Origin of the sequence: Thauera sp. WB-2 (assembly GCF_027594845.1) — a bacterium.
Taxonomy (GTDB): Bacteria; Pseudomonadota; Gammaproteobacteria; order Burkholderiales; family Rhodocyclaceae; genus Thauera; species Thauera mechernichensis.
Window position 1 is genome coordinate 2,565,747 of sequence record NZ_CP088935.1, and the last position, 20,974, is coordinate 2,586,720.

Consider the following 20,974-nt stretch of genomic DNA (forward strand, 5'->3'; position numbering starts at 1 on the left):
AAAGTAAAGGCGGCCTTGCAGCCGCCCGGGGTTTCGCAACCGCCAGATCAGCTGATCTGGTAGTTGGGCGCTTCCTTGGTGATCTGGACATCATGGACATGCGATTCGCGCATACCCGCCGAGCTGATCTGCACGAACTGCGCGCGCTCATGCATGCTGGCAATGTCGGCGCAACCCAGATAACCCATGGACGCACGCAGGCCACCGATGAGCTGGTGGATCACCGCTCCCACGGCACCCTTGTAGGGCACGCGACCCTCGATGCCCTCAGGCACGAGCTTGTCGATGTTGCCCGAGTTCTCATCCTGGAAATAGCGATCCGCCGCCCCCTTCTCCATCGCCCCGAGCGAACCCATGCCGCGATAGGATTTGTAGGAACGCCCCTGGAACAGCACCGTCTCACCCGGCGCCTCCTCGGTACCTGCGAACAGCCCCCCCAGCATGACGACATTGGCGCCGGCAGCGATGGCCTTGGCGATGTCGCCCGAAAAGCGGATGCCGCCATCTGCGATCATCGGTACGCCAGTGCCGGCAAGCGCATTGGCGACATTGTCGACCGCCGTGATCTGCGGCACGCCGACCCCTGCGACGATACGCGTAGTGCAGATGGAGCCGGGGCCGATGCCCACCTTGACGCCGTCGGCGCCGGCATCGACGAGCGCACGCGCGGCATCGGCCGTGGCGATGTTGCCACCAACGACTTCGATCTGCGGGAAGTGCTTCTTGACCCAATTCACGCGGTCGAGCACGCCTTGGGAATGGCCATGGGCAGTATCGACCACGATCATGTCCACACCGGCCTCGGCCAGGCGCTCGGCGCGTTCCTCGGTGCCTGCCCCCACACCGATGGCGGCAGCGACGCGCAGGCGCCCTTGCTCGTCCTTGGCTGCGAACGGGTGCTCGGTGGACTTCATCATATCCTTGACCGTGATGAGGCCGCTGAGCTCGCCGGCATCGTTGAGCACCAGCACGCGCTCGAGGCGATGCACGCGCAGCAGTTCGCGTGCCTCTTCGAGACTGGCCCCCTCGCGGACGGTGACAAGCCTGTCCTGCGGGGTCATGATCTCGGAGACAAGCGCATCGAGCTTGGTTTCGAAGCGGGTATCGCGGTTGGTGACGATACCGACCACCTTACCGGCCTGGACGACGGGCACACCCGAAAAACGGTGCTGGCGTTGCAGCGCGATGACCTCGCCGACGGTCATGGTCGGCCCAATGGTGATCGGATCCTTGAGGATGCCGGACTCGTGGCGCTTGACCTTGTGCACCTCGGCTGCCTGCTCGGCAGGGGTGAGGTTCTTGTGCACCACGCCGATGCCGCCTTCCTGCGCCAGCGCGATCGCCAGGCGACTCTCGGTGACGGTGTCCATGGCTGCGGACACGAGCGGAATGTTGAGGCGGATACGGCGCGTGACCTGGCTCTGCAGGCTCACGTCGCGCGGGAGGACCGTGGAGTGGGCGGGAACGAGAAGGACGTCATCGAAGGTCAGCGCCTTCTGAATCACTCGCATGGCTTTTTTCCTTTCGACCAAATCCGTATTATACAGAGCGCTCAAGCGCCATGTAAGCCGCGCCTTCCGGAGATTTTCCATGTCGCGCCCCGCGGTAGTCCTCCTCGCACTGTTCATTGCCCTTCCCGCCTCGGCGCAGATCTACCGCTGGACGGACAGCGCCGGCCAGGTGCATTTCACCGACACCCCACCGCCCAGTGAAGACTACGCGGTGATTCAGCGCCCGCGCACGACCGCAGCGCCGGCACCTGCCGCGGTGGCGCCAGAGCCCGCCCCGGAAAGCGAGGACGAGACACCCGAAGCACAAGCGGGCCCGCAGACCACGGCCGAACGCGAGCAGGCGCTACGCAAGCGCCGCCTGGAAAAGGAAGAGGCCGAGGCCAAACAACAGGATGAGGCGGCGCGGGAAGCGGAACGCAAGCGCTTCTGCGAGGACACCGCAAACCAAATCACGGCCCTCAGGTCAGGGCAACGCGTGTCACGCTTCAATGCGCGCGGCGAACGCGAATTCCTCGACGATTCAGCCCGCGCCGCCGAGACCGAGCGCCTCGAGCGCCAGATCGCCGAACACTGCCGCTGAGCGCCTCAGGCCTGCTCTTCGGCCGGCCCGCCGCCTTTCTTCATCACCTTGCCCTCGTCGGCGCGCTTCTTGCGCACGGCCTTCGGGTCGGCGATGAGCGGACGGTAGATCTCCACCCGGTCACGGTCGCGCAGTTCGGTATCCGCCTTCACCAGCTTGGCAAACACGCCAAGCTTGTTCTTCTTGTCGAGCTCGATGTCAGGGTACTTGGCGAGCAGTCCCGAGGCCTCGATGGCCTCGCGTACGGTCGCCCCCTCGGGCAAGCTCAGTTCGACGAGTTCCTGGCGCTGCGGCAGTGCGTACACCACCTCGACATTGATCATCGCGGTCATCACGAAACCCTGGGGTAGACCTGCCCGGCACGCTTCACGAACGAATCGACGAAGGTGTTGGCAATGTGGTTGAACACCGGCCCCAGCACCTTCTCCAGCAGCTTGCTGGAAAACGCGTAGTGCAGGCTGAACTCGACCTTGCACGCGGTATCCCCGAGCGCAGTGAACAGCCAATGGCCATCGAGATGGGTGAAGGGCCCGTCGGTCAAGCGCAGGCGCATCTCGGCAGGATAGCGCTTGGCGTTCTCGGTGCTGAAATGCGCCTTGATGCCGTGGTAATTGATGTGGAGGGTGGCCGAGGTGACGGTGTCGGTGCGCTGATGCACATCGGCGCCGCCGCACCAGGGCAGGAACTGGGGGTAGTCCTCGCAGCGATCGACCAGGTCGAACATCTGCGCCGGAGTGAATTCGATGAGTACGAGCTTCTTGACGTCGGCCATGAAGGAGGAGCGGTTGCGTTGCCGGCACGGCGTCGGAAACGCGGCGCGGCCAAACTGTTAAGATGCGCGATTCTACCGCATGCGGACACCCGGTTTCGCAGCCGCGCGCGGTATCCGGGGAATCACCACACCATGAGCATCATCGAAAACCGCAAGGCCACTCACGACTACTTCATCGAGGAACGGCACGAAGCCGGCATGGTCCTCGAGGGCTGGGAAGTGAAGGCCATCCGCGCTGGACGCGCCAACATCAAGGAGTCCTACGTCGTCATTCGCGGCGAGGAGATCTTCCTGTTCGGCATGCACATCACGCCGCTCACCACGGCCTCGAGCCACGTCCACCACGACCCCACGCGTACGCGCAAGCTCCTGCTGCACAAGAAGGAGATCGCCCGCCTGATCGGCAAGGTCGAGCGCGCCGGCTATACACTGGTGCCACTCGACATGCACTTCAAGCAGGGCCGCATCAAGCTCGAGATCGGGCTTGCCAAGGGCAAGAAGCTGCACGACAAGCGCGAGGACGAGAAGAAGAAGGACTGGGAGCGCGAAAAGCAGCGCCTGATGCGGGTGAAAGTCTGAAGCACGCGGCGCGTCACGAACTGCACGACAGCATCGAACACCCGGCCTTGTCGCGCGCCCAGTCCGGGCGCTTGGCGGCAAAGCGCTCCCGCCCCGGCTGCGCCTCGTAGGGCTTGCGCAGCACGTCGAACAGGGTCTCGAGTTCCCCGAGATCACCCTGCTCGGCGGCGTCGATGGCTTGCTGCGCCAGATAGTTGCGCGGCACGTAGAGCGGATTGACCGCGTTCATCCGAGCCCGCCGGGCCTCCACCGGCACGCCCTCCTCCGCCACCCGCACCGCGTAGCGCCGCAGCCAGGCGGCAAAATCGCGCGCCACTGCGGCGCGGCGCGCCTCGGCGTAGAACACGCCAGCGTCGAGCCCGGTCTCGAACAAGACCGGGTCGGGTTCGGCCACGTCCAGGTCGGCGAGTCGGCGGAAAAACAGCGTCATGTCCATCTCGCCCGCCTGCAGGATACGGTGCAGTTCATCGAGCAGGTAGCCGTCGCCGTGTGTGTCATCGTCCGTCGCTCCGGCATGCCACGATGCCAGGCCGAGCTTGGCGCCCATCATCCGCCGGTATTCGGCCTCGTGCAGCTCGGCATAGCCAACCAGCGCACGCTCGAGCGGCTCGACCTGCTGCAGCACCGGATACACCGCATTGGCCAGCTGCCACAGGTTCCAGTGCGCGATGCGTGGCTGATGTCCGAAGCGATAGCGCCGGCCTGCGGCGTCGGTCGTGTTCGGCGTCCACTCGGGGTCGAAGTCATCGATCCAGCCATAAGGGCCATAGTCGATCGTCAGGCCCAGAATGGACATGTTGTCGGTGTTCATCACCCCATGCACAAAGCCGACCCTCATCCAGTGTGCGAGCAACACCGCCGTTCGCCGGCAAACCTCCTCGAACCACGCCACGCGGCGCGCAACCGGGTCGCGCTCGGCAGCAAGGGCGGGAAAGTCGCGGGCGATGGTGAAGTCGATCAGGCGCTCGAGCAAGGGCTCTTCGCCGCGCGAGGCAAAGATTTCGAAATTGCCGAAGCGGATGAAGGACGGCGCCACCCGGCACACCACCGCCCCCGGCTCTGGCCGCGGATGGCCGTCGTAGAACATGTCGCGCACCACCTGTTCGCCGGTGGCCACCAGGCTGAGCGCGCGTGTGGTCGGCACGCCAAGGTGGTGCATCGCTTCGCTGCACAGGAACTCGCGGATCGACGAGCGCAGCACCGCACGCCCATCGGCCCGGCGCGAATACGGCGTCGGCCCCGCACCCTTCAGCTGCAGTTCCCAGCGCTGGCCTTGCAGGTTGATCGCCTCGCCCAGGGTGATCGCCCGCCCGTCACCGAGCTGCCCCGCCCAGTTGCCGAACTGATGGCCACCATAGCAGGCGGCGTAGGGCTCCATGCCCGGCAGCAGCGCGTTGCCGCCGAACACCTCCGCAAACTGCTGGCTGCGGACATCCGCCTCATCAAGACCGAGGAGCGCCGCCACCTCCGGCGACCACGCCAGCAGCGCCGGGGCACGTACCGGTGTCGGCTCGACGCGCGAATAGCAGGCACCATGCACCTGGCGAACATGACGCCCCAGCACCGGGTCGGCAGGCAGTTCACGCACGAAAAGGTTATCGAATCGAAGCTCTTTCATCTGAATCCGGCAAGCTCATCCACGGCGGGGATCGAAAGCGTCACGCACGACATCGGCGAACAGGTTGGCGGCAAGCACGAGCACGAACATGAACACAAAGGCGGCCGCCAGTGACCACCAGACCATCGGCTCGCGGGCAAGTTCGGCACGCGCCATGTTGATCATGGTACCGAAGCTGATCGTGGTCGGATCGACGCCGATGCCGACATAGGACAGCACCGCCTCGGCCAGCACCAGCCCGGAGAAATCCATCACCAGCGCGATCATCACGATGTGCATCACGTTGGGCAGGATGTGACGGCGCAGAATGGCCGGCGTCCTCACCCCGAAGGCGCGCGCCGCCTGGACGTACTCCAGCTCGCGCAACTTGAGCGTCTCGCCGCGCAGCAAGCGGGCCAGCCCCGTCCAGCTGGTGATGCCGAGGATGAAGCACAGCGCCAGCAGGCGCGCGTCCGACCGCTCGGCGGCGGTATCGAACCACTGCGGGTTGGTGTCGATGACAACCTGCATCATCAGCACCGCAGCAGCGATCAGCAGCACGCCGGGAATGGCGTTGAGCACCGTGTACAGGTACTGCACGACATCATCCACCCAACCGCCCAGGTATCCGGCTGCAATCCCGAGGGCAACCGCAAAGGGCATCATCACCAGCGTGGTGATGGTGCCGATCACCAGTGCCGTACGCACGCTCTTGAGCGCGAGATACAGCACGTCCTGGCCGACCTTGTCGGTACCGAGCACGTGATACAGCGGCGCAAGCTGCAGGCAGAGGGCGACGATCAGGAGCAGGACGGCAAGCGTGAGCAGCGCCGCGCGCCACGCCAGCACCGTGCGCCCGCCGAGCACCGCCGCTGCCACCGTACCCCAGCCCAGGCCGCTTCCACGCCATACCATCGTTACCAGGAGCAGGAAGGCAAGGACCGACCACAGCGCGGCCTGCCCCACTGCGCTCAGCACCCGCGCCGCCACGTCCGCGCTGCGCTCATGCTCGGGGACCTGCAGATGGGCAGCGCCATGGATCAGCCGCGGGTAGTCGCGCACTTGCCGGCCATCCTCGAGCTCCATCGTCTCGCGCTGGTACAGGCGCCAGGCAAAGGGCGCCGAATAGGTCTTCTCGGTCTGCAGGCGCAGCGGCATCAACAGCGCATCGAGCAGGGAAAGCACCTCGGTCGAGTACTGCGCGACCGGCGTGCCCTCACCCTTGTCCTGTCTGGCGTCCTCTCCCGCGTCCTTTCCCGCGTCCTCTCCCGACGCAGTCTGGTCGGTGCCGACCGGGGCCGGCGCGCCCTCAGGATCCGCCACTGCGATCGTGGTCGCCAATGCCGGCAACAAAGGCCGGTAATGCAGGCTGTCGAGCAGGCCGACCGCAATGAAGGCGAGCAACACGGTCGCCGCCGCCATGCCGGCCGGTCGCTTGCCGACCCGGCGCCATGCGTCACGCAAGGGCGCTTGCCCGCGCACGTAGAGCGCGGCGAGCACGGCCACGCCAACGAGCAGGAAAAGCAGCGCATCGGTCCACAACAGCACCGGCTGGAAGCCCATCGGTGTTCCCCACGGCGCGCTCATTGCAGCCTTACCCTGGGATCGACCAGCGTGTAGGAAATGTCGGTCAGGATCAGACCGATGATGTAAAGCACCGACCCGATGAACACCATCGCCCTCACCACCGCAAAGTCCTGTGCGTTGATCGCATCGATCGTGTAGCTGCCCAGGCCGGGAATGGCGAAGAAGGACTCCACGAGCAGGCTGCCCATGAACAGCAGCGGAATGACCACCACCACCCCGGTCAGGATCGGGATCAGGGCATTGCGCAGCACATGACGGAACAGCACCGCGAGCTCGGACAGCCCCTTGGCGCGCGCGGTGCGCACGTAGTCCTTCGAGACCTCCTCGAGGAAGATGGTGCGATACCAGCGCGCGCTCGAGCCAATGCCCGCGAGCACACTGATAAGCACGGGCAGCACGAGGAAGCGCGCAGCATCGAGCCCGGGCGCGTAGCCGGAGATCGGCACCAGCGACCACATCTTGGACACCAGCCACTGGCCGCCGATGATGTAGAACAGGCTCGAGATCGACATCATCGCCACGCACAGCACCACACCCCAGAAATCCAGGTAGGTGGCGCGGAAGAACACCAGCAACAGAGCGAAGCTGATCGACACGACCAGGCTCAGTACGAAGGTCGGCAGCGCAATCGCCAGCGAGGGCCCCATGCGGTCGCGGATCTCCTGGCCGATATCACGCCCGTCGTCGGCGCGGCCGAACTCGAGCGCGAACATACGCAGCGACTTGTCGAAAAAGATGGTGTCGGTGAAGCGCGCACTGCCCGCGGCCTCGGCATTGACGAACAGCGGCTTGTCATAGCCGCGATCGACCTTCCAGCGCTCGATCGCCTCGGGTGTGGCGCGCTTGACGCCGATATGCATGCGCGCCATGTCGTCGGGCGAGTTGACGACGAAGAAGAGCAGGAAAGTGAGCAGGTTAACCCCGATCAGGATCGGGATCGCGTACAGCAACCGCCGGACAAGGTAGGCCAGCATCAGCGCTCGCCTCCTTCAACCGAGGACGATGACGCCGCCGCCGGCAAGGGCGACACCGGCGCTGCGGTCGCAGTCTCACGCCGTCGCCAATGGATCAGCGCAGGGGCGATCGCCGCAGCGAGCAAGCATGCCACCAGCGCCAACGGCCACAGCACCGGCCGGTTCCACTCGGCCCGCGCCGCCTCACGGCGTTCCACATCGAGGCGCTGGTACTGCATCGTGTTGCGCACCATCGCACCCGGCTTGCGGTTGAGCACCCAGCCATGCTGCAACGAATAGGCCTTGGGGTGGAAGGCGAAGATCCACGGCGCATCGTGCTGAAGCATCGCCACCATGCGGTCGATGATCTGCTGGCGCGCCGGGCCGTCGGGCATCGCCTTCATGCGCTCGAACAAGGCGTCGTACTCCGGGTTCTCGTAATTGGCGGCGTTCTGGCCGTTGAAGCGCACCTTGCCTTGCGCACCATGGAGCAGGAAGAGCAGGTTCTCGGGATCGGGGTAGTCGGCATTCCAGCCGAAGAAGAACAGCTGCGCATTGCCCTGACGGATCTTGTCCTGGAAGCGGTTGAAGTCGGTCGGGCGGACGACGAACTGCACGCCAAGCTCGCGGAACTGCTTGGCCAGCCAGTCCGAGCGCGCCTTGTCGCCCAACGCGCCCGGGGTGGTGTCGAGATTGATGATAAGCGGCTCACCGGTACGCGCATTGCGCCCGTTTGGCCAGCCCGCCTCGGCCAGCAGCCGGCGCGCCTCGTCCACGCTGCGACGCACCGGACGCCCATCGACCTCGTCCCCGCGCCACTCGTACACCACCGGATTGATGCCCGCCCTGCCCTCGCGGGCGCCGAAGATACCCGGCGGAATCGGACTCATGCCCGGCACCCCCCGGCCATTGAGGAAAATCGATACGAACTCTTCCATGTCGAGCGCGATCGAGATCGCCTGGCGCAGTTTGCGCGCGCGCTCCTGCTCAGCCTTCGACGGCCCGCCGCCCAGCAAGGGATCGAGCATGTTGAAGCCCAGGTAGAAGATCGACGGCGATACCGCGGTCAGCAGGCGGATACCGCGCGCCTCCATTTCCTGAGACAAGGACACGTCGCCTTGGCTGGTCAGCGTCACCGCCTGGTCGAAATTGTCCGAAGACACACCCGAGGCGTCGTAATAGCCTTGCAGGAACTTGTTCCAGTAGGGGATGCCCTCGCGCTCGCGGGAAAACACCACCTTGTCGATGAAAGGCATGGTCTTGCCGCAATCGGCCAGGCGCCCTGCCGCCGCATCGCTATCCTCGCCCTCGCACGGATAGGGCGTCCCACGGTAGTTCGGGTTGCGTACCAGCACCATGCGTGCATTCGGGTTGTTCTCAACAAGCATGTAGGGGCCGGTTCCAACCGGCCACCAGTCCAGGGTCAGGTTGCGCTCGGCCATGCCGGGCTGGGCGAAGAATCGGTCCACCTCGGGCGGAACCGGACTGAAAAAGGGCATCGCCAGCCAATACAGGAACTGCGGATAAGCGCCCTGCAGGGTGATGCGGTAGGTATGGCGATCGACCACCTCGACACCGGGCAGTTCGAAGCGGGCAAGGTCCAGCCAGCCGCCATCGCTCGCGGCAGCGACGGCGAGCGCTTCCTGCAGCGTCTTGAGCCCCGGCAGGTACTCGGCCATCAGTTCGAAGATCGGCGAGTGCAGGCGCGGATTGGCGAGACGCTTGATCTGATGCACGTAGTCGCCTGCCTCGAGCTCGCGCGTGCCGGTGTGCTCGAAGTCACCCAGGCCGCGCACCGCGCGCAGGTCCGCGGGCTGCAGGTTCATGTAGCGCGGCGCCCCCGCCTCATCGAGCGCAAACGCCGGGTGTGGCTGGTAAAGGATGCCGGGCTTGATGCGCACCTCGACCACCGTCCTGGCCACCTTGGAGGCGTCGGCCGACACTGCCAGCTCACGACCCGAGGCATCGTAGCGGCGCAGCGTCGGCATCGCCGCCGCGGTCGCCGGTTCGAGCACGTAGGGCCGCTTGAGGTAGTGATACTGCAGCGGCGGCTCGACGATCTGGTAAAGGAAGGTCGCCTCGTCCTCGCTGTAGGACTGCACCGGATCGAGATGCTTGGGGCGCTCGGTGAACGCGGTATAGAGCACGTTGGCGCCGCGCTCCTCACCCGGGTAGGGGTCGTTCCATGCCGAGCCGCAGGCGCTCGCCACAAGGCCTGCCAGCAGCGGCACACACATCACGCACAGGTTACGACGCAGGCCGGAAAAGCGGAACACGTGCAAGGATCTGGATCAAAAGAAGGGCCGATTCTGGCAGGTTTACCGTGTCGGCGCGACCGCTGAAGCGCGCCGGACCGTTAGCCCTTGCAGCCTTGCGGCTATAATCGTGCCCTTGTCATCGGGAGTCATCGTCCATGGGTTTTCTTGCCGGCAAACGCATCCTCATCACCGGCCTGCTGAGCAACCGCTCGATCGCCTACGGTATCGCGAAGGCGATGCACCGTGAGGGCGCGGAACTCGCATTCACGTACCAGAACGAACGTTTCCAGGAGCGCGTGGCGAAGATGGCCGCGGACTTCGGCAGCGCGCTCGTGTTCCCGCTCGACGTCCAGGACGACGCCCAGATCGACGGCCTGTTTACCGCGCTCGGGCAGCACTGGGATGGCCTGGACGGGCTGGTGCATTCGATCGCCTACGCCCCGGGCGAGGCCTTGGAGGGCGACTTCCTCGACGGCCTGTCGCGTGACGCCTTTCGCGTCGCGCAGGAGATCAGCGCCTACAGCTTCCCCGCGCTGGCCAAGGCAGCGCGACCGATGATGAAGGGACGCAAGGGGGCACTGCTCACGCTGTCCTACCTGGGTGCCGTGCGTACCATGCCCAACTACAACGTGATGGGCCTGGCCAAGGCCAGCCTCGAAGCCTCGGTGCGCTACCTGGCCGTCACCCTCGGCCCCGAAGGCACGCGTGCAAACGCCATCTCCGCCGGTCCGATCAAGACACTCGCAGCCTCCGGCATCGGCAGCTTCGGCAAGCTGCTCGCCTTCAACGAACACAACGCGCCGTTGCGCCGCAACGTGACCATCGACGAAGTCGGCAACACAGCCGCCTTCCTGTGCTCCGATCTCGCCAGCGGCATCACCGGCGAAGTCATGTATGTCGACGCCGGCTTCAACATCACCGCGCTCGGCAATCCTGCGCCCATGGACTGACGCGCCTGCGCGCGGCGATGGCGTGACCGCACCCTATAAAAAAGCCCGGCAACAGTACCGGGCTTTTTTTCGTTGCGGCAGCGCTTACCTGAAGGCCTTACTGCACCTGCAGCGCGCCCGGGCTGATCTCGACCTTGTAGCGCTGGCGCAGATCGGCAAGGAAACCGGCAAAATCACGGCCCGCGAGCAACTGCGAGTACTGCGCGGCGACCAGCTCGATACGCTCGTCGTCGCCGGCAATCTGCGGTCGCTCGACGACATCGACACGGTAGATCACGTAGTCGCCTTCGCTCGAAGCCACCCCGACGAAGGCAGGAAGCGGCTCGGCAGGCGCGGAAAACACCGCCTGCATGGCCGCTGCAGGCAGGCCCGGTGCGCCACGCTGCAGCGTACGCGCCTCGGCCCAATCCCCCTCGGCCTCGCCGCCCTTCTGCAGCGCTGCGAGCATCTCGGCTCCAGACTCGGCCGCGCGTGCGCGTGCGCGCTCCAGCCTCAGCTCGTCGGCAATGCGCGTGCGCACCTCTTCCAGCGGCAAGCGCTTGGCAGGCTCGGAGGCCTTGACCCGTGCCGACACCAGCGTGCCGTTGCCGATCTCGATCGCTTCGGTGTTGCGGCCCTTGTTCAGCGACTCATCGCCGAACAGCGCGCTCCGCAGACGTTCGTTGGCGAACGGGCCACTACCTTCCGCACGCGACATCCAGTCGGTGGTCAGCACCTCGAGTCCAAGCAATTCTGCAGCCGGCGCCAGGCTGTCGGACTGTTCGTACACCGTGTTGGCGAACTGCTCGGCAAGCTCTGCAAAACGCCGGCCGGCGGCCGCGCCGCGCAGCTCGGCGACGATCTCGTCACGCACTTCTTCCAGCGCCTTGATCGTGGCCGGCTTGATGTCGGTCACCTCGATGACATGGACGCCAAACTCGCTGCGCACCGGGTCGCCGATTTCGCCTTTGCTCTGGGCGAAGACCGCGTCTTCGAAGGCGCCCACCATCATGCCCCGGCCAAAGAAGCCAAGGTCGCCGCCCCGCCCTGCAGAACCCGGATCCTGGGACTGCGCGCGGGCGATCTCGGCAAAGCGCTCGGGCTGCGCGCGCAGGGTATCAACCAGCGCACGCGCCTCGGCCATCACCTTGTCGACCTCGGCTGCATCGGCAGCGGCGTCAAGGGAGAGCAGGATGTGTCGGGCCTGGCGTTCCTCGGCCACGCCGAAACGGCCCTGGTTGCCTTCGTAGAAGGCCTGGACCTCGTCGTCGGCCACCTCGATGCCGCGCTCGACCGCAGCGCGGTCGAACAGCAGGTACTCGGCCTGCACCCGCGCGGGTTGCTCGAAACGAGCGGCGTTGGCCTCGTAGTAGGCCTTCACTTCGTCGTCGGTGATGCTCACATCGGCGGCAAAGCGGCTGACCGGGAAGCGCAGCTCGCGAATCCGGCGCTCCTCGAGCTGAGCCGCCAGGAAGCGCTGAGCCGACGCCTGCGGCACGATCCCGGCGTCGCCGACCGAGGCGACGATCTGCTGGATGCGCACATCCTGGGCCACCCTGGCCTCGAAGCTGGCAGGCGTCATGCCCTGAGCACGCACCAGCATCTCGTATCGCTGCAGCGAGAAACGACCGTCCTCCTGGAAGGCCGGCACGGCGGCGATCGCCTCCTGCAGTTGCTGCGGCGTTACGACGAGCCGGTTCTCCGCGGCGTAGAGCGCGAGCACACGCTGGTTGATGAGGTTGTCGAGCACGACTCTGCGGAGCTCGGTCGATTCAAGCAGCGCGCGATCGACCTGGCCACCCGCACTCTGGCGCAGTCGGTCCTGCTGTTCGCGCAGGGCCTGGTCGAACTCGAAGGCACTGATGCCCGTACCCGCGACCTTGGCCACTTCGTTGCCGGTGGGCGAGTCGCTGAAATAGGCATCCATGCCAAAGAAGGCGAAAGGAACGATGAGGATCGCCAGAATGACCTGGGCGACACGCTTGTTGCTGCGAATGGTTTCGAACATCTCGATTTCCGCGAGGGACTCAGGAAAGGGCCCGGGCATGCATGTACTGCGCGGGCGGAACCGCCGGGCGCCCGGATCAAGCCCGCGAGTTTAACGCATCCACCGCTCAATCAGGCGCGGGCGTGCACGATGCCTCAACAAGCGCGGATCACTGCCCTTTATACTGCGCGCGATGAAACCGGCCCCGGCGCTGCCCTATCTCCTCTCTGTCGTCATCCTTGCGCTGGCATACGCGGTGGCGGGCTGGCTCAGCCTGAACATGGCGATCCCGCCCGGATACGCCGTGCCGGTGTTTCCGGCCGCGGGCATCGCGATCGCTGCGCTTTACATCTATGGCTGGCGTCTGTGGCCCGGCGTGCTGCTCGGTTCGCTCGCGGTGCAGGCTCTGGCAGGCGCTGCGGCCGGAGCCACCAGCCCCCTGGTCTCGGTGCTTGCGCTCGCGCCCGTCGCTGCGGCGTTTCAGGCGGTGCTGGGCGCCTGGCTCATCGACCGATTCATTGGCCGCAAGAGTGCCTTCGACGACACCGCGAGCATTCTGCGCCTGCTTGCCCTGATCGCCCCCGCGAGCTGTCTCGTCTCGGCAACCGTCAGCACACCGCTGCTGGTGCAGGAAGGCCTGATCGCCCGCGAGGACCTGTTCTTCAACTGGTGGAACTGGTGGCTCGGCGACACGCTCGGCGTGATCATCGCCACGCCCTTGATGCTGGTGCTGTTCGGTCGCCCGGCGGCGGACTGGCGCAGCAGGCGCAATGCCGTCGCCATTCCGCTGCTCGTTGCCCTGGCGATGCTGAGTATCGCCTTCAAGCAGGTCATCTCATGGGAGGAGAACCGCATCCACGCGCAATTCGAGCGCGACGCGCACCTCCTTGCCACCCAGGTCCAGCGCAGGTTCGACGCCCAGATCGACATGATGCTGTCGATCAGCGGCCTGATCAGCAACAGCGATCAGATCACCCTCCATGAATTCAAGGCCTTCGTCAGCCCCTGGCTGCACCGCCACCCCGGCACCCAGAACTTTGCCTGGAACCCGCTCGTACGCAACGACGAGCGCGAAGCGTTCGAGGCCGTCATGCAGGAGGACACCCCCGGCTACCGCATCCTAGACCGTAACTTGCAGGGCCAGACCTTTCCAGCCGCTCAAGCCGCGCGCTATTACCCGATCGCCTTCGTCGAGCCCAGAGAAAGTAACCTGAGCGTGATCGGCATGAGCCCCTACGCGCTACCCGCAGCGGCAGTGGCCATCGAGACAAGTCAGCGCAGCGGTCGCCCGGTGGCGAGCGACCCCTTCCGTCTGGTACAGGAGCGTGACGACCAGCGCGGCATGGTCGTCTATCTCGCCACACTTGCACCAGGCTGGAACGAGGCCACTGCGCGCACTGGCGAACGACGCAGCGGGATTGTGTCGGCAGCCTTTCGCATGGACGACGCGATTGCGAGCGCACTCGACCCCAGACTGGCTGCGCTCATCGAACTGTGCCTGATCGACCGCTCGGGTGGCGCCCCGGGCACACGCCTGAGCGGGACGCCCGGCTGCGAAGGTCCGGGCTGGCTGGAGCGTAAAGTGCGTCATGCCCACGCGTTCGAGTTCGGCGAGCGTCCGCTCGAAGTCCTGTTGAGGGCAACACCCGCCTATCTGCTCAGCCTGCGCAGTTGGGCCGCATTGGGCACCGTCGTCGTCGCTCTGCTTGCCACCGCCCTGCTCGGCGCTTTCCTGTTGATAAGCTCCGGCAACACGCGCCGCATTGCCGCGCTGGTCGAACGCCGCACGCAGGAACTCGAAGCCACCCATGCCGACCTCCACGACAAGCAGGCTGCACTCAACGAAGCCATGCGAATCGCACAGATGGGTAGCTGGGAGAGCTTCGACGGTCTGCGCGGCCTGCGCTGCTCGCATGGGCTGCACGGCCTGCTCGGCCGCCAGCAGGCCGAGCTGAGCTCGATCGACGACATCGTCACCAGCTTCCGTGAGGACGACCAGAGCGCGCTGCGCGAAATCATCGACGAGCTTACGCAGGCTGCGGGCCTGCGCACCATCGACTGCCGTACGCTGAGCGAACCGCCACGCGTACTCCACCTGCAGATCGAGAGTGAATGGTCGGAGCATGGCCTGGGACGCCTGCGCGGCATCCTGCAGGACGTTACCCGAGCCCGAGAATCGGAGGCGCACATCCACTACCTGGCGCGCTTCGACACCCTGACCGGACTGCCGAACCGCAGCGCATGGCTCGAACACGGTGCGGTCGCGCTGCGCAGCGCGACCCGTCACCACGACCGCTTCGCCGTGCTCTTCCTCGATCTGGACAACTTCAAGACCATCAACGACTCACTCGGCCACGCCATGGGCGATCGACTGCTGGAAACCGTCGCGCGCCGCCTGAGCGCATGCGTACGCGCCGAGGATCAACTCGCGCGTCTCGGTGGCGACGAGTTCGTGGCCCTGCTGCCACGCATCGCCGGACCGACCGATGCTGCCGCCGTCGCACGCAAGATGCTCGACATCCTTGCCGCAGCGATCGAGCTCGATGATCATGAGCTTCGCCCCTCGGTCAGCATCGGGATCGCCCTCTTTCCCGAAGACGGCGACACCGTCGAGATCCTGCTCAAGCACGCCGACACGGCGATGTACGGCGCAAAGGCCGCTGGTCGCAACAACTTCCAGTTCTTCACCGCGGACATGAACGTACGCGCCACCGAGCGCCTCCTGCTCGAGAACGCGCTGCGCCGCGCAATTGCCACAGACCAGCTTAGCTTGCACTACCAGCCCCAGATCGATGCGCGCAGCGGACGCACCATGGGTTGCGAAGCGCTCGTGCGCTGGAACGACCCTGCCCAGGGGCCGATATCTCCTGCCCGCTTCATCCCTGTTGCGGAAGACTCCGGCCTGATCATTCAACTCGGTGACTGGGTCTTGCGCGAGGCATGTCGGCAACAGGTACGCTGGTCGCAGGCCGGGCTGGGCGAGGTCTGTATTGCCGTCAACATCTCGGCCCTGCAGTTCCGGCGTGCCGAATTCGTCGATAGTGTGATCGCCATCCTGCAGGAAACGGGCGCTTCGCCGAGCGCGATCGAGCTCGAGATCACCGAAAGCGCGCTGATGCAGCCGGGTGAGCAGCTGCTGGAGCGCCTGCACCAACTCGTCGGCCACGGCCTCAGCCTGGCCCTTGACGATTTCGGTACCGGTTACTCTTCCCTCGCCTACCTGAAACGCCTCCCCATCGCCCGCCTGAAGGTCGACCAGAGCTTCGTCGCCGACCTGCCGGGCGACCCGGAGGACGCTGCCGTCGTCACCGCCACCTTGTCGATGGCGCGCGACCTGGGTCTCGAGGTCGTCGCCGAGGGAGTTGAAACCCAGCAGCAGCGCGCCTTCCTGTGCGAACGACAGTGCACACTGATGCAGGGCTACCTGTTCTCGCGCCCCCTGGCGGCAGACGACTTTGCCGGCTGGCTGAAGGCGCACCCGCCGGCCTGACCCGCCTCAGCGCTGGACGCGCTCGAACTCCAGCCTCCCGGCAGGGGCATCGACACGCACCGTGTCCTTGGCGGCAAACCGGCCCTCGAGAATCGCCTTGGCGAGCGGATTCTCGATGTACTCCTGGATCGCACGCTTGAGCGGACGTGCGCCGAACACCGGATCGAAACCCGCGCTCGCCAGCTCGGCCAGCGCCGCATCGGTCACCTCCAGGCCCATCTCCAGCCTGGCCAGGCGCTTCTCCAGGTACTGCAACTGGATGCGGGCAATGCCGGCGATGTGCTTTTCGTCGAGGGCGTGGAAGACGACCACTTCATCGATACGATTGATGAACTCGGGGCGGAAGTAGGTCTTCACCTCGGCCATTACGGCAAGCTTGATCACGCCGTAGTCGTCACCCGCCATGGCCTGGATCATCTGGCTGCCGAGGTTCGACGTCATCACGATCACGGTGTTCTTGAAGTCCACCGTGCGCCCCTGCCCGTCGGTCATGCGGCCGTCGTCGAGTACCTGCAGCAGCACGTTGAACACATCCGGGTGCGCCTTCTCGACCTCGTCGAACAGGATCACGCTGTAGGGCTTGCGCCGCACCTGCTCGGTGAGGTAGCCGCCCTCCTCGTAGCCGACGTAGCCCGGCGGCGCACCGATCAGGCGTGCGACCGAGTGCTTCTCCATGAACTCGCTCATGTCGATGCGGATCAGGTGTTCCTCGGAATCGAACAGGAAATTCGCCAGCGTCTTGCACAGTTCGGTCTTGCCCACGCCCGTCGGGCCAAGGAAGAGGAATGAGCCATAGGGGCGGTTCTCGTCCGACAGGCCGGCTCGCGAACGCCGGATGGCATCGGCCACCAGGCGCACGGCCTCGTCCTGGCCCACCACCCGCTCGTGCAGCTTGTCCTCCATCTTCAGCAACTTGTCGCGCTCGCCCTGCATCATCTTGCTCACCGGGATACCCGTGGCGCGCGACACCACCTCGGCAATTTCCTCGGTGCCGACCTGGGTGCGCAAGAGCTTGTTGGGCGTGGCGCTCTCGCCCGCCTGCTCGGCCATCTTCAATTGCCCCTCGAGCTGAGGCAGCTTGCCGTACTGCAGCTCGGCCACCTTGTCGAGCTGGCCCTTGCGCTGGAACTCGGCCATCTGCGCGCGCAGGGCGTCGATCTCTTCCTTGATATGGGCCGAGCCGGCGACCTTGGCCTTCTCGGCCTTCCAGATCTCTTCCAGATCGTTGTACTCGCGCTGCAGCTTGGCGAGCTCATCCTCGATCAACTGCAGGCGCTTCTGCGAAGCCTCGTCCTTCTCCTTCTTCACCGCCTCGCGCTCGATCTTGAGCTGGATCATGCGGCGGTCGAGCTTGTCCATGACCTCGGGCTTGGAGTCGATCTCCATCTTGATCCGCGCGGCCGCCTCGTCGATCAGGTCGATCGCCTTGTCGGGCAGGAAGCGGTCGGTGATGTAGCGGTTGGACAGCTCGGCCGCAGCCACGATGGCCGGGTCGGTGATGTCGACACCGTGGTGAATCTCGTACTTCTCCTGCAGCCCACGCAGGATGGCGATGGTCGCCTCCACGGTCGGCTCTTCAACCAGCACCTTCTGGAAGCGACGCTCGAGCGCAGCGTCCTTTTCGATGTACTTGCGGTACTCGTCCAGCGTGGTGGCGCCGATGCAGTGCAGTTCTCCACGGGCGAGCGCGGGCTTGAGCATGTTGCCCGCATCCATCGCGCCTTCGGCCTTGCCGGCGCCCACCATGGTGTGGATCTCGTCGATGAAGAGGATGATGCGGCCTTCGTCCTGCGCGATCTCCTTCAACACCGCCTTCAGGCGCTCCTCGAACTCGCCACGGTACTTGGCACCGGCCAGCAGCGCCGCCATGTCGAGCGACAGCACCTTCTTGCCCTTGAGCGTCTCGGGCACCTCGTCGTTGACGATGCGCTGCGCCAGGCCCTCGACGATCGCGGTCTTGCCCACACCCGGCTCGCCGATCAACACCGGATTGTTCTTGGTGCGGCGCTGCAGGATCTGGATCGCGCGGCGGATTTCGTCGTCGCGGCCTATCACCGGGTCGAGCTTGCCGCTGCGAGCACGCTCGGTGAGGTCGAGGCAGTACTTCGACAGCGACTCACGCTGGCCCTCGGCATCCTGGCTGCCTACGCTGGCGCCGCCACGCACGGCCTCGATCGCGGCCTCGAGCGCCTTGCGTGCGAGACCATGTTCCTTGAGCAGCCGGCCCGCTTCGCCCTTGTCATCGGCGAGCGCGAGCAGGAACATCTCGCTGGCGATGAACTGGTCGCCGCGCTTCTGGGCTTCCCGATCGGTGATATTGAGCAGGTTATTGAGGTCGCGGCCGATGCTGACCTCGCCGCCATGGCCTTCGACCTTGGCCAGGCGGCCAATGGCCTTGCCGACAGCGCTCTTGAGCGGCGGCACATTGACCCCGGCGCGTTGCAGCAGCGACACGCTGCCGCCATCGTCCTGCTCGAGCAGCGCCTGCAGCACGTGCAAGGGCTCGATGAACTGCTGGTCGTTGCCGACGGCGATGCTTTGCGCATCGGCGAGGGCCTGCTGGAACTTGGTGGTGAGCTTGTCGAAGCGCATGACGGACATCCTCGGGATTCGTTGAACTGAACCCTATGTGGGGCGTATCGGCCGCGGTTCAAGGGGCGACTCAGGGCTCCATCCTGCGTTCGCCCGCAATCTCGGGGTAACGTACGTAGTCCACCAGGTCCTGAATTTCCTGCGGCGGCGGCTTGGTCAGCAGGCTCACCACCACGATGGTGACGAAGCCCAGCGGTACGCCGAACACCCCGGCCGAGATCGGATTGATGTCGAACCAAGCGTTGGCCATCGAGCCGCCGAAGAACGCATGCGTGCGTACGACGTAGAGGAGCGTAACCGACAGGCCGACGAGCATGCCTGCGACCGCACCCGGCCGGTTTGCGCGTTTCCAGAAAATGCCAAGCACCAGCGCCGGGAAGAAGGCCGAGGCGCCGATCGAGAACGCGAGCCCGACCATGAAGAGGATATTGTCCGGGCGCAACGAGGCCACCCAGGCAGCGACCACCGCCACCACCAGCAGCTGTGACTTCGAGATCACCAGCCGGCGGTGGGCAGTCGCCTGCGGGTTGACCACCTTGTAGTACAGGTCATGAGAGAGCGCATTCGATATCGTCAGCAACAGGCCGTCGGCGGTCGACAAGGCCGCCGCCAGGCCCCCTGCGGCGACCAGGCCCGACACCACGTAAGGCAAGCCGGCAATCTCGGGCGTCGCGAGCACGATCACGTCGGTATTGATCCGCAACTCTGCGAGCTGCAGGATGCCATCGCCGTTGAGATCCTCGATCCTGACCAGGCCGACCTTGCCCCAGGACGCCACCCAGTCGGGCAAGATGCTCAGGCTCGAGCCGACCACGTTGTGATAGACCTCCCACTTTGCGAACACGGCGTAGGCCGGCGCGGTCACGTAGAGCAGGAAGATGAAGAACAGCGACCACATCACCGAGCGCCGCGCCTCCATCACCCCCGGCGTCGTGTAGTAGCGCATCAGGATGTGCGGCAGCGCCGCAGTGCCCACCATCAGCACGAACATCAGGGCGAGGAAGTTGTTGCGCGCCACGCGCGATTCGTGCTCGTCTTCCCCCGGGTGAGCCTCGGCATGCCGAGGCGGCGGCTTCGAGCGCTCGAGCGCTTCGGCACGCGCACGAGCCCACACCTGCTGGGCCTCGGCGGGGCTGCGCGGCAGATCGCGCAGCGCCCGCTCGGTGAGCGCAATCTCGCGCGCCGGGGCATCGTTCAGGCGCATGTCGTTGAGACGCTCGATGAGTACGCGGCGCTCGATCTCCAGCGACTCCGGCAGCGCCTCCAGCATCGCGCTGTAGTTCTGCGCACGCTGGCGGTACATGGCGCGCACCTCGACCTCGGCCGGCGCCTGTAGCAGGTGATCCTCCTGTGCGCTGATCTGCTGCAGCACCGTCCCGTACACTGCCTGCGGAATCGGTATCCCGGTCAGCTTGTAGGAGAGGATCACCACCGGAACCAGATAGGCGATGATCAGGATCACGTACTGCGCAACCTGGGTCCAGGTCACCGCGCGCATCCCCCCCAGGAAGGAACACACCAGGATCCCCGCCAGTCCGATGAAGAGCCCGATCTCGAACTCGACGCTGACGAAGCGGCTCGTCACCAGCCCCACCCCATAGATCTGCGCGACCAGATAGACGAAGCTTGCGAGCACCGCTGCGGCAAGCCCGACCAGGCGAGCGACGTTGCCCTGGTAACGCGCGCCGAGGAAGTCGGGGATCGTGTACTGGCCGAACTTGCGCAGATAGGGGGCGAGCAGCAAGGCCACGAGCACGAAACCGCCCGTCCACCCGGTCACGAAGGCCAGACCCTCGAAGCCGCTGAAATAGAGCGTGCCGGCCAGGCCGATGAACGAGGCCGCGCTCATCCAGTCTGCAGCGGTGGCCATGCCGTTGAACATGGCCGGCACCCGCCGCCCGGCGACGTAGTACTCGGACACGTCGGAGGTCCGGCTCATGACGCCAATGCCGGCATAGACGGCAATGGTGACGAACAGGAAGACGTGGCCGATGACCCGCTCGGACAGGCCAAGGTACTCGCCCACCGCAAGCAGGACCACGAACAGCGCGAAGGTCCCCGTATACCAGCCGTAGTAACGCCTGAGCTGGCGGTTGAAGCCGGCGTTGCGCCTCAATCCGGGCCTCCGCGGGCAAGGCC

14 protein-coding genes are annotated in these 20,974 nt (G+C 65.6%); 4 read left to right on the plus strand and 10 right to left on the minus strand.

What is annotated here, in order from left to right:
• Window positions 1-47: 47 nt before the first annotated feature.
• Window positions 48-1,511: an IMP dehydrogenase gene (gene guaB, locus LQF09_RS11805; protein ID WP_002927238.1), complete on the minus strand. Its 1,464-nt coding sequence runs from the start codon at window positions 1,509-1,511 to the stop codon at window positions 48-50.
• Here guaB and LQF09_RS11810 point away from each other — a divergent pair.
• Entirely contained in the window at window positions 1,510-2,091 is a 582-nt protein-coding gene (locus LQF09_RS11810; RefSeq protein WP_270068033.1) for a DUF4124 domain-containing protein, read from the plus strand. The two genes, guaB and LQF09_RS11810, sit on opposite strands and share 2 nt — an antisense overlap.
• A 5-nt stretch (window positions 2,092-2,096) precedes the next feature.
• On the opposite strand, the gene LQF09_RS11815 is transcribed toward LQF09_RS11810, so the two are convergent.
• On the minus strand, window positions 2,097-2,423 hold the full coding sequence (locus LQF09_RS11815; protein WP_270068034.1) for an RnfH family protein: 327 nt from the start codon (window positions 2,421-2,423) through the stop codon (window positions 2,097-2,099).
• A complete protein-coding gene (locus tag LQF09_RS11820) occupies window positions 2,423-2,863 on the minus strand; it encodes a type II toxin-antitoxin system RatA family toxin (protein WP_002927243.1) in 441 nt (146 codons plus the stop codon). Before LQF09_RS11820 ends, LQF09_RS11815 begins: the two co-directional genes overlap by 1 nt.
• 132 nt (window positions 2,864-2,995) lie before the next feature.
• Between LQF09_RS11820 and smpB the strand changes: the two genes are divergently transcribed.
• A complete protein-coding gene (smpB, locus tag LQF09_RS11825; RefSeq protein ID WP_270068035.1) occupies window positions 2,996-3,442 on the plus strand; it encodes an SsrA-binding protein SmpB in 447 nt (148 codons plus the stop codon).
• A gap of 13 nt (window positions 3,443-3,455) precedes the next feature.
• Here smpB and LQF09_RS11830 read toward each other — a convergent pair whose 3' ends face one another.
• From LQF09_RS11830 to LQF09_RS11845, 4 genes are read right to left on the minus strand one after another with little or no spacing between them, the layout of a single operon-like run.
• A complete protein-coding gene (locus LQF09_RS11830; protein WP_270068036.1) occupies window positions 3,456-5,060 on the minus strand; it encodes a protein adenylyltransferase SelO in 1,605 nt (534 codons plus the stop codon).
• A gap of 15 nt (window positions 5,061-5,075) precedes the next feature.
• Window positions 5,076-6,602: an ABC transporter permease gene (locus tag LQF09_RS11835; RefSeq protein ID WP_270069882.1), complete on the minus strand. Its 1,527-nt coding sequence runs from the start codon at window positions 6,600-6,602 to the stop codon at window positions 5,076-5,078.
• 20 nt (window positions 6,603-6,622) lie between these two features.
• Complete coding sequence (locus LQF09_RS11840) at window positions 6,623-7,600, minus strand: ABC transporter permease (RefSeq protein ID WP_002927249.1); 978 nt, start codon at window positions 7,598-7,600, stop codon at window positions 6,623-6,625.
• The gene (locus LQF09_RS11845) at window positions 7,600-9,816 is read right to left on the minus strand and encodes an ABC transporter substrate-binding protein (protein WP_270069883.1); all 2,217 of its coding nucleotides are present in this window, start codon (window positions 9,814-9,816) and stop codon (window positions 7,600-7,602) included. Before LQF09_RS11845 ends, LQF09_RS11840 begins: the two co-directional genes overlap by 1 nt.
• A 176-nt stretch (window positions 9,817-9,992) precedes the next feature.
• On the opposite strand from LQF09_RS11845, the gene fabI reads away from it, so the two are divergent.
• A complete protein-coding gene (gene fabI, locus LQF09_RS11850) occupies window positions 9,993-10,787 on the plus strand; it encodes an enoyl-ACP reductase FabI (RefSeq protein WP_002927251.1) in 795 nt (264 codons plus the stop codon).
• Window positions 10,788-10,884: 97 nt separating this feature from the next.
• Here the strand turns inward: fabI and LQF09_RS11855 are convergent, their stop codons facing one another.
• Window positions 10,885-12,774 (minus strand): SurA N-terminal domain-containing protein, encoded by a 1,890-nt coding sequence (locus LQF09_RS11855; protein WP_002935560.1) that lies wholly within the window; start codon window positions 12,772-12,774, stop codon window positions 10,885-10,887.
• Window positions 12,775-12,946: 172 nt separating this feature from the next.
• Between LQF09_RS11855 and LQF09_RS11860 the strand changes: the two genes are divergently transcribed.
• Window positions 12,947-16,243: an EAL domain-containing protein gene (locus LQF09_RS11860; RefSeq protein ID WP_270068037.1), complete on the plus strand. Its 3,297-nt coding sequence runs from the start codon at window positions 12,947-12,949 to the stop codon at window positions 16,241-16,243.
• A 6-nt stretch (window positions 16,244-16,249) separates the two neighbouring features.
• On the opposite strand, the gene clpB is transcribed toward LQF09_RS11860, so the two are convergent.
• Both clpB and LQF09_RS11870 read right to left on the minus strand, forming a co-directional pair.
• The gene (gene clpB / locus LQF09_RS11865) at window positions 16,250-18,835 is read right to left on the minus strand and encodes an ATP-dependent chaperone ClpB (RefSeq protein ID WP_270069884.1); all 2,586 of its coding nucleotides are present in this window, start codon (window positions 18,833-18,835) and stop codon (window positions 16,250-16,252) included.
• A 70-nt stretch (window positions 18,836-18,905) separates the two neighbouring features.
• Window positions 18,906-20,951, minus strand: a complete 2,046-nt coding sequence (locus tag LQF09_RS11870; protein WP_270068038.1) for a sodium:solute symporter family protein — start codon at window positions 20,949-20,951, stop codon at window positions 18,906-18,908.
• Window positions 20,952-20,974 lie beyond the last annotated feature (23 nt).

What these genes read in the sequence shown, in the direction of transcription:
- LQF09_RS11845 (WP_270069883.1), bottom strand. Translation starts at nt 9,816, where the DNA reads ATGTGTGTGCCGCTGCTGGCAGGCCTTGTGGCGAGCGCCTGCGGCTCG.
- LQF09_RS11840 (WP_002927249.1), bottom strand. Translation starts at nt 7,600, where the DNA reads ATGCTGGCCTACCTTGTCCGGCGGTTGCTGTACGCGATCCCGATCCTG.
- LQF09_RS11820 (WP_002927243.1), bottom strand. Translation starts at nt 2,863, where the DNA reads ATGGCCGACGTCAAGAAGCTCGTACTCATCGAATTCACTCCGGCGCAG.
- LQF09_RS11860 (WP_270068037.1), top strand. Translation starts at nt 12,947, where the DNA reads ATGAAACCGGCCCCGGCGCTGCCCTATCTCCTCTCTGTCGTCATCCTT.
- LQF09_RS11810 (WP_270068033.1), top strand. Translation starts at nt 1,510, where the DNA reads ATGGCTTTTTTCCTTTCGACCAAATCCGTATTATACAGAGCGCTCAAG.
- LQF09_RS11835 (WP_270069882.1), bottom strand. Translation starts at nt 6,602, where the DNA reads ATGGGCTTCCAGCCGGTGCTGTTGTGGACCGATGCGCTGCTTTTCCTG.
- LQF09_RS11855 (WP_002935560.1), bottom strand. Translation starts at nt 12,774, where the DNA reads ATGTTCGAAACCATTCGCAGCAACAAGCGTGTCGCCCAGGTCATTCTG.
- clpB (WP_270069884.1), bottom strand. Translation starts at nt 18,835, where the DNA reads ATGCGCTTCGACAAGCTCACCACCAAGTTCCAGCAGGCCCTCGCCGAT.
- smpB (WP_270068035.1), top strand. Translation starts at nt 2,996, where the DNA reads ATGAGCATCATCGAAAACCGCAAGGCCACTCACGACTACTTCATCGAG.
- LQF09_RS11830 (WP_270068036.1), bottom strand. Translation starts at nt 5,060, where the DNA reads ATGAAAGAGCTTCGATTCGATAACCTTTTCGTGCGTGAACTGCCTGCC.
- LQF09_RS11815 (WP_270068034.1), bottom strand. Translation starts at nt 2,423, where the DNA reads ATGACCGCGATGATCAATGTCGAGGTGGTGTACGCACTGCCGCAGCGC.
- fabI (WP_002927251.1), top strand. Translation starts at nt 9,993, where the DNA reads ATGGGTTTTCTTGCCGGCAAACGCATCCTCATCACCGGCCTGCTGAGC.
- guaB (WP_002927238.1), bottom strand. Translation starts at nt 1,511, where the DNA reads ATGCGAGTGATTCAGAAGGCGCTGACCTTCGATGACGTCCTTCTCGTT.